Raw genomic sequence first — 17,883 nt, forward strand, 5'->3', positions numbered from 1 at the left:
GGGAAAGAAGAGTCCTCGGAATATTACCAAGCTTGAATCACTCCTCTTTCTTATCGTCTGTATTACATTTGCAACGATAATCCATCGGCGTCATACCGAACTTATTCACAAACAACCGGTAGAAGGTACTTTCCTTCATGCCGCATTCAGCAGCTACGGCGGTAATGGTGTAATTGGGTTGGTTCTTTAAAAGCTCGGCGGCATGCATCAAGCGTAAGTTATTCATATAAACAGAGAAAGTCGTCCCAGCATATTGGCGGAACAACGATGCGAATTTATTCTTCGGAATATGCACCAGGTTGATTAACTCCTCGCGCGAGATATTAGCTTGGAGGAAAAGCTTGCGGTCGGTAATGGCACGCACCAAGCGGTCGAACAAAAGGCGATCCAACTTGTTTTCCTTTTCGTCGGGGACGGCAATCTTCGCACTTTCTGCTTCAGACACCTCTTCCGGGATGGATTGGTTCTGCCTCAAGGCTTCCAGTTCTTCGCGCAGGGCGAAGTTCTCTTTCCGCTTTTGTTCCAAATCCTCTTTATAGACCAGCAAATCGTTGATGGTATTCGCCATCGCCCGGTTCTTAAAACTTTCCAAACGATTATAACGCACCGTCCACCACAAGAAAAAGCCCAACAATATGCTCACGCTCAACAGGAATATCAAAAATATCCAGTGACGTTGTATCTCTGCTTCTTGCTTATGGAGTTGCAAATCTTTCTGGTTGCTATCGTAGATGGCAGCCAGTTCGAGCGCGGCGCTCTGCTGTTCGCGTACTTTGATACTATCGCGAAGCACGGCCAGCTGCTTAAAATAGGCAGCGGCGCGCCGGTAATCGCCCTTCATCTGGTAGGCTTTACCGAGGGATTGCTTGATGGTCGTCATGTGGTAATTCACGGTATCTCCTTCCAACTTCATCCGCTTCTCGCGTTCCGTATTCATGCGAATAATTTCATCGTATTTCTTGATAGCGAACAGGTAAGGCCATATGAGATAATCATCGCGCCCATACTTTTCACGCAATTCAAGGAAACGCTCGTATTGCTTACGCGCCTCCTCTTTCTGCCCTAAGTCATTATAGATGACAGCCCGATGGGCACAAAGGGATTTCTCCTCACGGGCTTCAAGACCTTGCATCTCCGACACGCCCTCCTTTTGAGACGTGAGGATGCGTTCCAACCTGTTCGAGATTTCCAGTGCTTCCTGTGGACGATTATCCATATTGTAAAATACCAGCAAGGTGTTGTAATTGTAGCGCAAGTTATCGTACTTGTATTTGTAATCGGTCTGTTCCATTAAGCTGACAGCCTGGAGCATCATTTTATATCCATCCTCCTTTTGCCCTTGGTAATAAATCATTTTACCCATATTGAAAAGAGCGACCGACTGCATAGGCTGGTTGCCCTCCGCTTCAGCCTCTTTGAGTAAAAGGCGGACATAATACGCCTTCTGCTCGTCGTTGTGGAGGCAATCGTAGCAAGAAATCATCCGGTGCAGTTGGTCCATATAGCGTTCAGGCACAAGGCGTACCGAGTCGTTCACCAATGCATTCCGATAATAAATCAGCGCTTGGTAATAATGACCCGTATTGAAATAAAGATCCCCTTCTACCTTGTCGAGCTCAAACGCAGGAAGCAACCGCTCGCTCCGCAACCGTGCCATGATACGACGCGCCTTGTCAAAGTCCGTAAAGGTGTATTCGTAAACAGCATCCTCTGTTAGCAAGCTATCTTCCAACCAACTATCCTCTTGAGAAGTGGAAATAACGGACTGGCCATAAGCTCTATTCGAATTCCATATAAGTAGTAGAGCCACCACGCCCACAACTAATTTCTCATACATATATATTATATAGTGTTTTTTTCGTTTCATGTCTGCAAATGGATGTACGGCAGCAAATATACGGAATCCGTTTCAAACCCGCAAGATATTTTCACCGGATTCCTTGCCCTTGCCCCTTAAATCCTTATGTCGCGTGACCTCCCAGTGCACACCATCCCACCTACACCCTAGTTACGTCTGTCTTCCCTTATCACCCTCTAAAGGAACCATTGCCCACGGTTTGTTGTTCCACTTAGTATAAACGGATACACTCCTCTTATCTAAGCGGAATCATTCCGCTTAACTAAGCTGAATCCATCCGCTTTAATTAAGCGGAACGAATGGATGTATAAAGAAGAGGGGGCGAATACCGACTACCTCTTAAATACCCCACGCTCAACATAACCAAGCAGGCCCGAGGCGCAGAATGGGCCATCATACAAGCCAATCGGAGCACGGGAATCTATGGGAAAGGTGGTATCTTTGCCTCACTTTCTTAACAAATAAGGCGTTGATGAAAAATCCCATCCTACGCATCGCGCTATGTATGCCGCTCTTCGTATCGTGCGAAGTAATCGACTATCATCCCTACGACGGCCGACTTTCTACCGATGAAAAGCAACTGAACGCGCAGCACATCACCCAAATCGAAGCGAGCACGAAAGACAAAGACACGCTCCGTTTCGCGTTCTTTGGCGACACGCAACGGAGTTACGACGAAACAGAGGACTTCATGCGGCACATCCATGCGCGACGGGACAGCCTCGACTTCTTAATTCACGGAGGAGACTATACGGAATTTGGCACGACGGCAGAGTATGAGTGGACCGTTCGCATCCTCGATGGACTCACGCTCCCGTATGTCGGCCTGATTGGGAACCATGACGTATTGGGAAATGGCGATGCGGTTTTCCACGCCCTGTTCGGCGATGACAACTTCGCGTTTGTGGCGGGCGATGTCAAATTCGTTTGCCTGAATACGAATGCGTTGGAATACGACTATTCGAATCCCGTACCGGACTTTGAGTTTCTCCTCGACGAGCTAAAAAAGCAAGATGCCCCGCGTACCGTCGTCGTTATGCACGCGCCGCCCGGCAGCGACCAGTTCAACAACAACGTCAAGGTAGTGTTCCATGAATACATCCGCCAATTCCCCGGCCTCCTTTTTTGTCTCCACGCACACAATCACTCGGTACAAGCAAGCGACCTCTTTGGCGATGGCATCTTCTATTATGGCTGTGCCAACATGGGGCAACGCAATTACCTCTTATTCACTCTCACCCCCAATGGTTACACCTATGAAAGCATTTCGTTCTAAATGCCTTCTGGCCCTATGCCTCCTGGCCTTTCCGACAGAGGGGCAAGAACTTACTCCCTACCAAGAACGCTTGGAAAAGTACAAGAAGCGATGGGAGAAGTTTATCCCACGTTATACGAAGCTCCAATTCGCCGGTTCGATGGGATTGATCTCTGCCGGATTGGGTTGGGATTACTACAGGAAACATTGGGAGACCGATGTGCTCCTCGGTTTTATCCCTGCTTATGCCGACGACAATGCCAAGTTTACTTTCACAGCTAAGCAAAACTATTATCCATGGCGTATTCCTTTGGGCAGGCATTTCACGTTCGAGCCGTTGGCGTGCGGAGCATATGTCAATATCCTGCTCGACCGCGAGTTTTGGGGACGGCAACCCGACCGTTATCCAGAAGGTTATTATTGGTTCTCTACACGCTTCCGTTTTCATATCTTCGCCGGAGAACGCATCACGTTCAAGCTCCCCGAAGGGAAAGGATGGCATAAATCTATCTCCTTTTTCTATGAGCTTAGTACGTGCGACCTCTACCTTATTAATAAAATAGGCAACCACACGCTCCGTCCACGAGATTATCTCAGCCTCTCGTTCGGTCTCAAGTTGCAAGTCTTTTAAGCCAGATAAGCATGACATCTTGTTAATAAAACACAAATCCACCCATTTCCCTCCCATCCGCTTTAAACGATAAGAAAAGGGGAAAGTCATAAGGGCAATGGTTTCGCCCCTACAGGTATCACCAGAACACCAAGATACATCTTTTAGCGTTCTTTAAGTGGGGCAAATGGGGCAAATCCATTACTTTTGCGCTTCAGCAGACTTAGTATACAAACTTTTTGACTTAAACGTGTGAATAACATGAAATGTAACTTATTGACCTTTTTGTGCGCCTTCTTTCTATGGGGACCCTTGAGCGCACAGACTAGTAGCTCCCGTAGCTTTACCGTGAAGGGGCAAGTAATTGATTCTCTAAGTAACGAGACCGTTCCGTATGCCACGTTGAACATTGCCTTGGCCAGTTCTCCTCAGAAGTCCGTGGCACTTTTGGCCTGCGATTTGGACGGATATTTTACGGTGCAGTTAGACAAGCCTGGTAAGTATGTCATGGCGCTTCAGTCCATCGGGATGAAGAACACAACGAAATCCTTTACCATCGGCAAAAATCAACGTACCCTCGACCTGGGTACGGTCTATATGCGGAGTGATATGGAGGTGCTGAATGAAGTCACTGTCACTGCCCAAAAGAAGCTCGTGAAGGTGGAGATGGATAAGCTGACTTATAGCCTTGACGACGACCCCGAGGCACAAACCAGCAACACGCTCGATATGTTACGAAAGGTCCCGATGGTCACCGTAGATGGTAACGATGAGATACAACTCCAGGGGTCGACCAACTTCAAGATTTATGTGAACGGGAAACCCTCCAACATGATGAACAACAACCCGGCGGATGTTTTGAAAAGTATGCCAGCCAACTCCGTCAAAGACATTGAAGTCATCACCGACCCCGGTGCAAAGTATGACGCTGAAGGCGTAGGGGGCATTATCAACATCATCACGACGAAGAATGTATTGGAAGGATACACAGCCTCTATCAATGCCGATGCCAGCATCCAAGGGCGCATGGGTGCCGGTGCTTACGTCTCGGCGAAGATAGGTAAATTTGGCATCACGGGTAATTATAAGTATAACCACGAGAATTCGCCCTGGAACGAATCCCGTTCGGAACGCGAAACCTTTGCTTCCGAGACGAACGACCCGACCTATCTGACCCAGAACGGCCGCAGTAAACGGAAAGGTCCCTTTCAGTTCGGTTACATTGAGGGAAGTTACGATATAGACTCGCTCAACCTCCTCAGTGTCGGTGTCAACCTCTTCCGGGGTGAACGAACGAACCGTACGGAATACGACGTGGAAATGATGGGCGGCGCAAACCTCGACCAGCGCATGTATAGCTTCAACCGTAACAGTAGCGCGACTTCGGTCTTCGGATCAACAGACCTCAACGTCGACTACCAGCACTCGACTCACAAGAAAGATGAACTCCTAACCCTCTCGTACCGTTATAGCCATACGCCCAACAATAGCGAGAACTATACGGATTTGACGGACATCTTGGGCGATTATCCACAAGAAGACCTCTACCCGCAGTGGGATATCAACGACGCGGCATCAAACGAACATACGCTCCAATTCGATTACACCACTCCGCTCTGGAAAGGGCACACGCTCGAGACAGGGTTGAAGTATGTCTACCGCAAGAGCGATAGTGAGACCCTTAGCCAACATCGAGACTCGGTAACGAACGAGTGGTATGCCGACGTCGAACCGACCGATGACTTCCGCCATGACCAACACACCTATTCCGCTTACCTTGGCTACACAGTCAATATCGATAAGTTTGGTATTAAGGCGGGTGTCCGTGGAGAAGGGACTTCGATGAACGCTCAGTTCGCGAATGCACCGGAGATGGACTTTACGGCACACTATTTCAACGTGGTCCCGAACATCACCCTTTCGTATAAGTTCGACATGGCACAGCAGATACGCGTCGGGTACAACATGCGTATCCGCCGTCCCAGCATCTGGAACTTGAACCCGTATCGAGACGAGACAGACCCAGAGAACATCAGCTATGGTAACCCGAACCTCGACCCAGAGAAAAGTAACCGCGTACACTTGAACTACAGCTATTTCAACACCAAGTTCAACATGAACGCGAATCTGAGTTACCGCTTCCAAAATAACTCTATCGAGGAGATTGTCCTTATGAACAACAACGTGTCGGAAACGACGTATGACAACATTGGTAGCACGCGCCAGGCGGGCCTCTCCCTCTATGTAAGCTACACGCCGATAGAGCTTATACGATTCATCTTCAACGGGGGACTGAACTACTCTTACATGAAGAACATGGACACCGACATTGCGAATAAAGGCTGGAACGGCCGCATGTTTACAGGCATCCAGTTTACCTTCAAGAACGACTGGCGCCTCGACCTGCGCGGTGGTTATTTCTCCCCGCGCATCTCCCTCCAGGGTAGCCGTTCGCCGATGTACTTCACCGACTTTGCCATCAACAAGAGCTTCCTTAAGAAGAAGCTGACCGTCTCGCTGACGGCCCGCAATCCATTCTGGAAAGATATCAAGATGGAAAATACGACTGAAGACCCCGCCTTCTACATGTTAAGTACCAACTATATGCGGGCGAGAGACGTACGCATCAGCCTTACCTATCGATTCGGTACGCTCAAGAACGCAGTCAAGAAGGCAGTCCGGGGTATCCGGGGCGACGATGACGGCGGAGGACAAGAAGGCGGTGGCATGATTTAACGAAATACTGACTTTCCATTTATTTATTTTTCTCCCGGCGAGAGCCACGTGCTCCGTCGGGAGTTTTCGTATCCGGCAGGCAAATGAGGGAAGCGTAGCGCGTCTGCAAGCAGACAAGCATCGTGTCTGCGGGCTGGTTATTAGTAGACGGACTGGTACCAGTCCAACGTCTCATAAAAGGCATTCCAGGAGGCGTAGCGCGTATCGGTACGAAACGGGACGTAGGTGGAGAGGCCAGAGAAGGCATCGATGTCGATATTCCCTCCATAATAAGCTGAATAGCAAGTAGGCGTAGACTCGGCATACACCACAGCGTCATCCAAGTACGACTTCCAAACTGCGTATTCATCTGCCGAAACCAGGTACTGCACGAAGTCGCCCAAGTCGTAATAGGCGTGGAGGTAAGAACCCTCGTAACGCCGGTTGTAATCAAAACGTTGCACGGATTGGAGGTCGTCGGGCACCAGTTCAGCCAGCTGCTCGGCATATTGTTCATAGAGATTGCGCGTCTCCGAGGCAAGCGCCTCCAAAGCATCAGTCTGCACAACCGAGATAGCGACACCGGAAGTCCAATGACTATTGCTTCCCCCGACGCCGCCATTATAAAGGTCTGCGTAGGTCTCGAAATAGGTACGCGCCATCCCGACGACATCCGCCTCGCCCTCCGCAAAAAGAGGCGACAGTACGACGTCATAAGGAGAACCCGGCGAAGGCGTCTCAAGCGGGCAACCTACCAGATAGGTGGCATAATCCCGTAACTGGTAGGCCACCTCGACCGATTGCATGAAGCAGGCATCAAAGTAAATGAAGTCCAGGTGAGTCGCAACCGACGCGACCGCCTCCTCCAAATCGGGGATATCCATCGACAGGCCGCCATCCATCCCAAACGAACGCGTGGATGAGGCCGGAAGCCACCCATCGCCATGCGACCAAAGCACCAGCCCATAGCTCTCTGCCGGGCAAGCCTCGAACGCACGTGCGAACACATCCGACATCCGTTCTACCGTCACCGACGAAGCATCCTGCTCGGCATATTCATAAATCACCTCCTCGCAAACATGCCCCGCCTGGTCTTTATAAAAATGAAGTATCGAAGGGAGACCCTCATAAGCGTCATAGTAAACCAACAAATGATTCCCCGCTGCTACCGACTCCATCCCCTCACGCATCTCGGCCAGGTCGTCTTCGGCAGCCCAATCCAAACTGTTTTGCGCCGCCATATACACCAAGATGGTACGGTTGTCTGTCGTTTCAAGCGTATCCTCATGTTCCTGGGAACAGGCAGTCATACCGGCCAATGTGCCCCCTAACAAGGTATAAAAAAGTAGAAAACGATTCATGAAGTCTATTCCTTGAGACAAAAAAGGGGAACGGATTAAAAAAACCGCCCCCCCAATTAAAGTATTATGGTCTAACAGCGGAAAGACAGGGATTCGAACCCTGGGAACAGTTACCCGTTCACCGCATTTCGAGTGCGGCCCGATCGACCACTCCGGCATCTTTCCTTAAATCCGATGCAAAGATACGATAAGATTTCATATAATGGGCTTCAAAAGGAGAAAAAATTTGCAGCAACACACGCTTTTTCTGAATATCCCTTACGACACACCCTCGTATTGACATCCCCTTGCAAGGGCATCGCTTGCCGAGGCTCAAACGATGCTTTTGAGGAGGCTCAAGCCATGTCCTTGCCGAGCAGCAACTAAAAGAGCCCCTTCCCACCGAAATGGAAAGAGGCTCTTGTCAGTTTCACGCCCCGGTCTTCGCAGACGAGGGCGGTAGTTTGAATAGAATTTTTCTAACGTTTATGCGCTGCAGCGACTCTCGCGAGGGGCACTGTGCAGCTACTATTTACTTTATAAATAACTAAATTTATTGTTATGAACAATATTTCTACTCATTTACTTTACAACAACTTTGAAGCTTTCGCCATCCACAGATACCACTGCGATGCCTGCCGGTACAGCGATTGTTTCGTTGTCTGAGTTAACTGTTTCGTTAGCTACGACTTTACCCAAGATTGTAGCAATTACTACATTCTTGCCTTCAGCACCCTTGATAACAACGGCACCGTCAGTTGTTGTTACGCTAACTGCACCTTCAGCGGTAATGGATTCGTTGGCGGTCGGAGTTGAATGTTCAGCAGCAAGATTGAACTCTTCGCCCTTTGCATAACCCGGAACTACCACTACTACACCATTTACTGTGCGCAAGAAGCCGTTGTTGTTCTCTTCCGTACGACCTTCGATAGCATCATTGTAGCTGATGTAGCGAGTCTGAATCTTGAATGCGCTTTCCGGATCGTTTGCAGACGGAGTTGTGTAACGGAACGCGAACTTAGCCTTATTGAAGTCGCGGCTATTCAAGTTGATAACCTCTTCTACCTTTTGGTAAGACTTATCCGTCAAGAACAACTGGTCTTTCGTACGATAACCCCAGTGGAAACCTACCTTCACATAAGGTTCGTCAGCTTCTACATCGTTGATGAACTTATTCTGGTGGATATTACCATTCTCGTTCGTCCAAACAGCCGAGTCGATATGGTTAATCAAGAAGCGACCATAAGTCGTATCCGGTTCGAGCATGTGACCTGCATTGTCATAAACCGGTTCTACACGGTCAACATTGACAGCCAACAGATATTGGTAACGTGTATTCGTACCACGGTTGATGTAAGCCGTATCTACATACAATGCCGGAGCCATTTCATCCTTCAACTGGTCGATATTACCTAAGTTCAAGAACTGACCGTTTTCATACAATACTTCTGCATTGTTCTCTTCGCGGAACAAGCGAATCGTATCGCCCTGTGCTACTTCGCGGTAAACCGGAGCATCCACAGCCTCAAGACGGAACAAGTCGTTCGAGTTGATTTGCGTATAAGCTGTTTCTACTTCAACCGTATTCTTCGTAGAAGCACCGTAGAGCTTGTTGTTCAAGTTCAAAGAGTAACCGTAACGATCTGCATCGCCACCATTTACACCTAAGATATTAAACAAGCCGTCCATCTTTTCTTTGATGACAAAGCGGTATTCACCATTCAGATAACTCCAAGTTTCCTTTTCAGTATCTTCATTATAATAATGATTTGCGAAGTTTTCGCTTTCCGGATCGCACATCATCGAAAGGATGTCTTGCGACTGCAAATCCTCGTAAGTCAAATATTCGCCGTTAGCCGTATTCTGCAAAGCATACGTTACGATAGCCAATGTATCGTTGTAAGCGTAATACTTACCATCAGAAGCTAAATACTGCGGATGATTTACTACATAGATAGAGTCCGTAGCATACTTGTCGTAACCATCTACATCCTTGATAGCTTCGCGGTCGAAGCGAACCAAACGCCAGTTCACGGCATCAGCTTCATTCGTCGAGATGCCCAGCAAGTGCTTGCCAGCATGGTTCTCTGATACATAGTAATCTACATTGCTTGTAGAGTTCATAATCAAACGATACTCTGTATCTTGGATTTCAGCATCCGTGTAGTTCTTGTAACCATCCATCAAACGAGCACCTTCGCTTTCGATGTTCACCGGAGTGATTTCCAAAGTGTCGCGACCGATACCGCCAGCATTGTAAGCTGTACTGAATGCACCTCTGTAATCATATTCTACCGCAAACTTATTGTTACCCAAGTTATACATACGAGCTACCGTATACTGAGCAGCCGGGTTCTCACGGTTCGTAAACGTGAATGCTACATCTTCATTCTTATCTGCGCTCAAAGAAACACCATTCTTGTTTGTTGCAGCCGATGCGTTTGTCATTGAAACAGCCCATTGTCCTTCTGGTTTGTCTGCCAAGAACTTGTTAGCTTCAGCTGGATAAGCTTCCCAAGTATTAGCACCATTATCACGAGCCATACCTAAAACTTTACCATCCAAAGTAGCAGCACGTCCATCTTCCGTTGTATACTTCACAGAAGCGTGGTTAACGAACTTGATGTTCACATACTTCCAGTTCAACGGGTTGTTGTTCTTGTCGCTACCGTGTACTAAGGTCTTTTCTTGCAATTCAGCGTAGAGGATAACATCATCCTTGTCTGCATTTACCGTCAAATAAGTTGTACCGTCGGCTTCAAATGTTGTCAAGTAAACTGGGTATTGAACTTCACCACGAGCGCGGTCGTCAACGCTAACAGCCGGTACACTAGCAATGCCAGATTGTATATAAGACTTAGCATAATCAACTACCTTGATGAACTTCACAGCCTTATTGTTTGCTGTTTGTTCATAACCTGCATATTCAACCGCGAAGGCGAAACCTAAGTTACGATCTTGTAATGCCTTAATAGCCGTTCCGTTGATATAAGCTAACAAGTTATCTTCAGACAATTTGTCGAATACATAACCACCTTCTGTTACATGATGATCGATACCGCTATCAGACCACTGTTCGTCCCAATCCAATACGATGTAAGCGTCATCAGCTTTACGCTTCAACAAGAACGTAGTAGCATTTGCATTAGCTTCTGTCAGATAATAAGTACGGCTTATTGCATCATACCCGATTTCCATCGGAATCAAACCGCCATCAAACAAATCACCCTTCAAGTCGCTCGTACCACCCTTCTTGTCCATCAAGTTCAGGTCGAAGTAAGTATTATAGTACTTGCAGAGATCTTTAACTGCGAAGTCAGCTGTACCTACTTTATAGAAGCCTAAAATAGTATTATTATTACTTGTTCCACCTAAAGTAACACTAGTTGTAGATAATGTCAAGATATTATTAGATGCTGCTAAAGTCTCCAATGTAACACCGCTTGCATACGCATTTTCACTGTAGAACTCAGAAACACCACCGACCTTTAATGTTACACCAGCTTTGTTCGTAAATGAATATTTATACATCTTCTGAGTACTATCATAAGATACAGAAACTGCCCAATAAGCTGTTTCTAACTCTTCATCTGACAAGGTAGCGTAAGCCTTCATTGTTGCAGGATTAGAATTATCTTCCTGTACCAATACATTAGCTGTATTGCCATTACTTGTAATCAAATAATACTCGCCACTTACTACAGATGTCGCCAAATCAAGACCTGCAAATTGAGGATTTGCCGGATTCGGAGAAACTGCTGGAGTAGCCGTTTCAATCATAATGTCATCTTCACTTGCTGTAGTAGAAGAAATCAAGCCATCACCAGTTGCATTTACTTTCACGTAAGAGAAAGTCGCACTTGTTGAATTCCAGATACCGAAGAGGCCTTCAGTTTCATTTAATTCAAAAGATGACGCATTTGTACTTGCAGCTACACTTGAACTACTTGCAGTGATTTGTAAGTAATTGTTAGCAGGAGTTGCCAATCCATCATATTGAGATTTATATTTACCACCATCTAAATCCCAAAGAGTTCTTTTGCTTTCACCTACTTTCAAATAAGCCTGATAAACATCTTCGTTTACCAATTTTACAGTACCTGCAGCATCAGTCACAACTAAATATTGATTGCCAACTTTCAATGTAACACCTGTCTTATCATCTGCCTCTTCAGTGTAAGCATAGAAGTTAATAGCTGTACCTGCAGTTGCCCAATCGGCAGCATCACCAGACGTAAGCTTCAATTGTTCGCTACCTGATACCAAATGACCGGCCGCATCGACAGTAAATACAACAGCATTCTCAAGGCTACGCATACTCGGATCGCCTGTAACATCTTCGTTTCCGATAGCGAAATCACCTTGTTGCAAGATAAAACCATTTCCATTTTCCACATACTTCCACAATGCTTTATTATCAATAGTAGCACTGTTTACAGCTGCAGAACTTGGACTTTCCACATCTGCGCCATCAGATACCAACCACATTTTTGCGGTAGTTCCCCAGCTCGGTTCAGCAATTACATAAGAGTGACCATTCACAGGAACAGCCACCTTTACGACTCCTGCCTCTGCCGCAAATGAACCTGCGAGCAAAAAGCCCGCGCACAAAGTAAGTACTTTCTTGTTCATAAAACCTTTAATTTAAGTTTGTAAATAAAATAGTTAATAAAAATCTCGTTCTTCTGATTTTACGAAGGACACAAACTCGACAAGTTTATGAACAAGCATAAAAAAAGCGGGCTTGTTACTATTATTAAATTGAAGGCTCTGGTAAGCCCGTCTCGCAATAATAGAACAAAGCCCGCGCTTTATACGATTATATTCTTAATTTCCCTTAGACCATATAAAATGATATAGGAAACTTCACAAATAATCTGTACTACACGCAAGCATTTACTGTCCATTATTCCGTGAGACTAAAAATTTACCAGATTTTCAATTTGGAATAATCTTCGTAAAATGCTTACAATATTTTGACCTGATTCCCTAAGGCGGAACGCTCTCCGCTGCGGAATCGATGCAAAGGTAAGGAGGAAAAATGAAATAGCAAGAATTTTACCGAAAAACTTTTAGGTTTTTATCCGAAAGCGAGAGATTCGAGGACGAAATCCCAGGTTTTGGAGGATAAAACCGAAAATAGGAGAAATAACCCACGAAACCCTGACCTAAAAATCATTTCACTACGGGAATAAGTGTATCTTTACGCTAAAGATATGTATCTTCAGTCTAAAGATATATATCTTCAACCTGCAGATATGTATCTTTAGCATAAAGATAGAAAATTCCTCGGTAATTTTCCAAGTTTATCCCGCGGAACATCTGTTTTTTTGCCGTAGACACAAAAAAATCAGGCATGGACAAACTGCCCATGCCTGATTCCTTTTTATGTTTACAAACGGACTTATTCCATTTGGAACTTGCGACTTACCTTAATTAAGTTGCAACTAAACACCACCACATTCGATGCCTCTTGGAGCATATTGAGGTAAACCATGCTCACTTTCGTGCTGCCCGTCTTTCCCTGAATACGTTTCAACTCTTCTTTCTTGAGTTGCGTTAACGAATTATTGAGGCGGACAGATTCTTCCACCAATTCGGGAAGTTCATTATAATCATTACGGTCTACCATATCTGCACATCGCTTCAGGTAATTGATAATCCGTACATCGACAGCACCGAAATCACTCTTCTGCACCGCTTCAAGCGGGCTGAAGTTGTTGTCGATATGTTGTTTGCACGGTTCAGCCAAGCGGTTAATGCTATATACAATCTCACTGGCAAAATCGTTGCCTTGATAATAATAAAGTCCCTTCTCGATGGCGATATCGCGGTCGAGCTGCGTGACGCCCAATGTACCCACACGTTTCACCTGCTTCAGATGAGTTTTCCGATCCCGCAAAGCCGCCATCACGCGACGAAGCTCTTTCAGATTTTCATTCATAAAGCCTTCGACAGAACCCTGTAATGTTTCGGCAGCAAAATAAAGGTCATCGCGAAGCTCTTCGCGGCTATGCTGACGGAAAAGGTTCAATGCCTCTATCGGATTCTTAGCCTTACGCAATTGAGCCACCGTGCTATTTACTTCTGCCTTTAATTGCTCTTTATGTTTTTTCTTCTTATAGAGAATTTGGCTACGAATCAACGTATAAATAGCCAATGCTACCATTGCCACGATGGCTGGAGCACCACCCCAATAGATAATCAAGGTCACGAAGAAACAAATCGTAAACGCCACACCTGCCGTAATAAACCATCCGCCAATGACGGAAAGCACGCCCGTAATGCGGAAAACAGCACTTTCACGTCCCCAAGCCCGGTCAGCAAGCGAAGAACCCATGGCCACCATGAAGGCCACATACGTCGTAGACAACGGAAGCTTATAAGATGTACCTAAGGCAATCAACAAACCGGAGAGAACGACATTGACAGCAGCCCGCACCAAGTCGAAGCTGGCGCCTTCAGCCAATATAATCTCCTTATTATTGAAGCGGCTATCCACCCAACGTTGTACCGGAAGCGGAATGACGTTCGTAATCGTCGTAGCGGCATTCGTACAAAGGCGAACCAACACACGCGCTACAGGAGACGTACCAAAGTTTTCATCCCCATCCGATTGACGCGCCAAATCCACCGAAGTCTTCACCACATTGTGCGCTTTCTTCGATGTCAGCAAAGCGATTACCATCACAATGCCAGCTCCGACAAGGAAATACCACGGCGTTTGAGCTGAACCTTGCAGGGACGTCATTAAGAACGAATCCGGCGTAACGGTTCCTCCTTGTGCCATGAAATCGGTGTAGGCAGAATAACCGGCAAGCGGCACACCAATAAAATTCACCAAGTCGTTTCCGGCGAAAGCCAACGCCAAAGCAAACGTACCCAGCAGCACCACCACTTTCAATACGTTTATTTTCAGCCAATGTAAAATCTGCATCAGAACCGTCAAGCCGACAAAACACCAAAGCACGACCTTCTCTGTATGGGCAAAGATGAAATCAGCAAATGGTCCCTCGAAGAAAGGGCTTGACTTCAATCCTTTAATCAACATGAAGTAGATAATAGCCGTAGCCGCCAATCCGCCAAATACTCCGATAAAGTATTTCGCTGTTTTCCGGTAATTGAATGTAAATAGCAGACGAGAAATATATTGCACTACGGTTCCAAAGACAAATGCAATCGCCACAGAGACGAAGATGGCCAGAATCACAGTCAGTGCCTTATCGGTATTCATCAGGTTGCCTAACGAAAGAAGACCTTCCGTATCATTGGCTAACTTGATTAACGAATAAGCCACGGTTCCGCCCAACAACTCAAATACCAGCGAGACCGTGGTAGAGGTCGGCATTCCTAACGAATTGAAAATATCCAAGATTACGACATCCGTCAGCATAACGGCCACCAAGATGCACATAATCTCCGAAAAGTAAAAATACTGAGGCTGATAGATGCCATGCCGGGCAATATCCATCATTCCGTTCGAGAGAGAAGCCCCGACCAAAATCCCTACAGCTGCCACAATCATGATGACACGAAAGGAAGCTGCCTTAGAACCGATAGAAGCGTTCAAAAAGTTCACGGCGTCATTACTCACTCCTACCGAGAGATCGAATATCGCCAACACGCCCAAAAATAGGACTAAGAACAAGTAGAATGTTTCCATATAATTAATGCATGTAAATATTTCGGGGGCAAAGGTACGTAATATCTGCTTCAAACAAGCAACAAATATATTACAAAACCATTACAGAGCCGTCAATTCAAATAAATGACTGGAGGTCGTCTCGGTGGTAAAGAGGCGCAACCCCACTTTCATTAGGTAGTCTCCGGAATAGGTTTGACCGTTTCCTTGGAATGCGGACTTCGTTCCGGGCATGAGGTTTATTTCCTCTATCTTATATTGTTTGTTGGGATTCAATCCTTGGAAGTGGATGGGATAAAGTGCCTCTCCGAAACGCGGATATATATTATAGGTATAGAGGAGTGCTTTACTTTGGGCTTCATCTACGTGCATGACGGCCGTATGTTCGCCCTCATAGGGAGATACCAAACGGTAAAGGTCTCCATCCAAGATAACCGGCTTCAGGCGGTTGTAGGTCGTTACGGCTTCTTGGCAGAAGGTACGCTCGTCGGCAGACAATCCATCCAGACCGATGTCGAACCCTAACTTACACATCATGGCGACATCTACGCGGAATTTCACCGATGTGCGACGGTTCCAACTCGTCACGTGCGCACACATCGCCTTCGAGGGGAAGAATTGCGAGAAGCCCCATTGGATGTAGAGCCGCTCCACGGGGTCGGTATTGTCGCTCGCCCAGAACTCGGTGAAGTATTTCAAGGCTTCGTAATCGCAACGGCCGCCGCCTCCGGAGCAGAGCATCATTGGTATGTGGGGGTATTTCGCTTGGATGCGGTCCAATACCTTATATAATCCGCGCACATAATCTACGTAGAGCTGCTCTTGTTTGTCTTTCAAGTAGGGGGAATAGACGTTCGTAATCGGGCTGTTGCAATCCCACTTGAAGTAGGCGATGCCGGGATTGTCGGTCAATAAACCATCTACGACACCGAACACGAAATCCTGTACCTCCGGATTCGAGAGGTCCAACACCAATTGGTTGCGATAGTAGTAGGTTTCGCGGTTCGGGAGCTTAATAATCCAGTCGGGATGCTTTTCAGCCAACTCACTCTTCGGGTTCACCATCTCCGGTTCAATCCAGATACCGAACTTCACGCCGGCTTTCTCCGCTTCCTTCACCAAGAACGGGATGCCGTGGGGGAGCTTGTTCTCCATCACTTGCCAATCGCCCAATCCGGCGCGGTCGTTGTTTCGGGGATATTTATTTCCGAACCAACCATCGTCGAGCAGGAACATATCCACGCCCAGATGCTTGGCCTCTTGCATCAATCCGCTCAGTTTCTGCTCGTCGAATTGGAAACCGGTGTTCTCCCAGTTGTTCAGGAGCGTCATGCGGTCGCCTTTCCCGTCCTTCAGTTGGTAATGGCGTGCCCACGCATGGAAATGGCGGCTTGCTTTCCCGGTCCCTTCGTCGCTGCGGGTAAAGATGAACTCTGGCGTGGCAAAAGTTTCGCCTGCAGGAAGTTCGTAGCGGGAAGCATAGGGGTTGATGCCTGAAATGACGCGCAGGTGGTGCATATTGTCCACCTCGAACGTAAAGCGGTAGTTGCCCGTCCAGCCAATCGTGCCTAACAGGACTTCGCCCTGATGCTCATGTGCCGGTTGCCCTAAACCCAATTCAAAGAAAGGATACATAAACATCGCGGCACGTGTCCCTAACTTCGTCTCCAACACCTTCTTGCCGGGTTGGAGCGGTTGCGTGCTCATTTGCATTTCCTTGGCCCAGTCGCCGCTGAACTCGGTCAGGTAATAAGCCGGATGTTCCAAGTAGAGAATCGACGAGGCATATTCTGTCAGGTGGATAGGTTTCTTCTCCTGATGCTTGATTTCAGTCCAAGTCTTGATGATATTCTCTTTTTTATAAGCCACGTAATGGAGCGCGACCTCCAGCGGATACTGTCCGTCTTGCAGGCGGATGATGGTCTCGGTCGCATTCCCGTCCAGCGATTTCGTATCTACCGAGGCAAAGGTCAGCACCGTGCTGCGGTTGCCGTCGCTATGCGTGATGCCCAACGCCGGTTCGAAATAATCGCCGCTTCCGGCCGGGAGGTAAATATCCCATCCCTTTTGCCCCGCACCGCTATCCGCGCCCCCTTTTTCGTCGGACGAGAGGGCGGTGATGTCTGCCTCATGCAAGAGTTTCTCTCCGAAATAGGCTTGATACAAACGCCCGTTCGAGTTCGTACAATAAATCAAATCGGTTTCGTCTGTCGAAATCCGGATGACGCGGTTCTCATTCTCCGCGTGCAATGTCATGTTTCCACCAATTAGAATCATGAATACTAGAAATAAGCTCGTTCTCATATTTATTATTCGATTAAAACTGCCTTGTTTGGGTAGAAGAGTGCTCTGCAAACGCCGCGACGCCGTCGCGAAGAAATCAGAGTACTCTGTAAACGTCGCGACGTCGTCGCGGAGAAATCGGAGCACTCTGCAAACGCCACGACGCCGTCGCGGAGAAAT

General features: G+C 47.1%; 8 protein-coding genes and 1 tRNA gene. 3 read left to right on the plus strand and 6 right to left on the minus strand.

Going from position 1 to position 17,883, the window contains the following annotated elements:
• Nucleotides 1–37: 37 nt before the first annotated feature.
• The gene (locus tag B5F77_RS01465; protein ID WP_162607936.1) at nt 38–1,837 is read right to left on the minus strand and encodes a helix-turn-helix transcriptional regulator; all 1,800 of its coding nucleotides are present in this window, start codon (nt 1,835–1,837) and stop codon (nt 38–40) included.
• Nucleotides 1,838–2,330: 493 nt separating this feature from the next.
• On the opposite strand from B5F77_RS01465, the gene B5F77_RS01470 reads away from it, so the two are divergent.
• The 3 genes from B5F77_RS01470 (at nt 2,331) to B5F77_RS01480 (ending at nt 6,459) form a co-directional block, all read left to right on the plus strand.
• Complete coding sequence (locus B5F77_RS01470; protein ID WP_087326591.1) at nt 2,331–3,134, plus strand: metallophosphoesterase; 804 nt, start codon at nt 2,331–2,333, stop codon at nt 3,132–3,134.
• Nucleotides 3,115–3,744 (plus strand): hypothetical protein, encoded by a 630-nt coding sequence (locus tag B5F77_RS01475; protein WP_239445699.1) that lies wholly within the window; start codon nt 3,115–3,117, stop codon nt 3,742–3,744. Before B5F77_RS01470 ends, B5F77_RS01475 begins: the two co-directional genes overlap by 20 nt.
• A 240-nt stretch (nt 3,745–3,984) precedes the next feature.
• Nucleotides 3,985–6,459: a TonB-dependent receptor gene (locus tag B5F77_RS01480; RefSeq protein WP_087326593.1), complete on the plus strand. Its 2,475-nt coding sequence runs from the start codon at nt 3,985–3,987 to the stop codon at nt 6,457–6,459.
• 140 nt (nt 6,460–6,599) lie between these two features.
• Here B5F77_RS01480 and B5F77_RS01485 read toward each other — a convergent pair whose 3' ends face one another.
• The 5 genes from B5F77_RS01485 to B5F77_RS01505 all read right to left on the minus strand — a co-directional run bounded on the left by B5F77_RS01485 (nt 6,600) and on the right by B5F77_RS01505 (nt 17,697).
• Nucleotides 6,600–7,799 (minus strand): clostripain-related cysteine peptidase, encoded by a 1,200-nt coding sequence (locus tag B5F77_RS01485; protein ID WP_087326596.1) that lies wholly within the window; start codon nt 7,797–7,799, stop codon nt 6,600–6,602.
• Between the two features lie 78 nt (nt 7,800–7,877).
• A tRNA-Ser gene (locus tag B5F77_RS01490) sits at nt 7,878–7,964 on the minus strand.
• Between the two features lie 396 nt (nt 7,965–8,360).
• Nucleotides 8,361–12,410, minus strand: coding sequence for a DUF6383 domain-containing protein (locus tag B5F77_RS01495; protein ID WP_087326599.1), 4,050 nt, complete (start codon nt 12,408–12,410; stop codon nt 8,361–8,363).
• Between the two features lie 772 nt (nt 12,411–13,182).
• The gene (locus B5F77_RS01500) at nt 13,183–15,441 is read right to left on the minus strand and encodes an inorganic phosphate transporter (protein WP_087326602.1); all 2,259 of its coding nucleotides are present in this window, start codon (nt 15,439–15,441) and stop codon (nt 13,183–13,185) included.
• An 81-nt stretch (nt 15,442–15,522) separates the two neighbouring features.
• Entirely contained in the window at nt 15,523–17,697 is a 2,175-nt protein-coding gene (locus B5F77_RS01505) for an alpha-galactosidase (RefSeq protein WP_239445702.1), read from the minus strand.
• Nucleotides 17,698–17,883 lie beyond the last annotated feature (186 nt).

This window comes from Parabacteroides sp. An277, assembly GCF_002159645.1.
Classification (GTDB): Bacteria; Bacteroidota; Bacteroidia; order Bacteroidales; family Tannerellaceae; genus Parabacteroides.

Excerpts from the sequence above, each read along its gene's own strand:
- B5F77_RS01505 (WP_239445702.1), bottom strand. The coding sequence starts at position 17,697 with ATGATTCTAATTGGTGGAAACATGACATTGCACGCGGAGAATGAGAAC.
- B5F77_RS01480 (WP_087326593.1), top strand. The coding sequence starts at position 3,985 with ATGAAATGTAACTTATTGACCTTTTTGTGCGCCTTCTTTCTATGGGGA.
- B5F77_RS01475 (WP_239445699.1), top strand. The coding sequence starts at position 3,115 with ATGAAAGCATTTCGTTCTAAATGCCTTCTGGCCCTATGCCTCCTGGCC.
- B5F77_RS01470 (WP_087326591.1), top strand. The coding sequence starts at position 2,331 with ATGAAAAATCCCATCCTACGCATCGCGCTATGTATGCCGCTCTTCGTA.
- B5F77_RS01485 (WP_087326596.1), bottom strand. The coding sequence starts at position 7,799 with ATGAATCGTTTTCTACTTTTTTATACCTTGTTAGGGGGCACATTGGCC.
- B5F77_RS01465 (WP_162607936.1), bottom strand. The coding sequence starts at position 1,837 with ATGTATGAGAAATTAGTTGTGGGCGTGGTGGCTCTACTACTTATATGG.
- B5F77_RS01500 (WP_087326602.1), bottom strand. The coding sequence starts at position 15,441 with ATGGAAACATTCTACTTGTTCTTAGTCCTATTTTTGGGCGTGTTGGCG.
- B5F77_RS01495 (WP_087326599.1), bottom strand. The coding sequence starts at position 12,410 with ATGAACAAGAAAGTACTTACTTTGTGCGCGGGCTTTTTGCTCGCAGGT.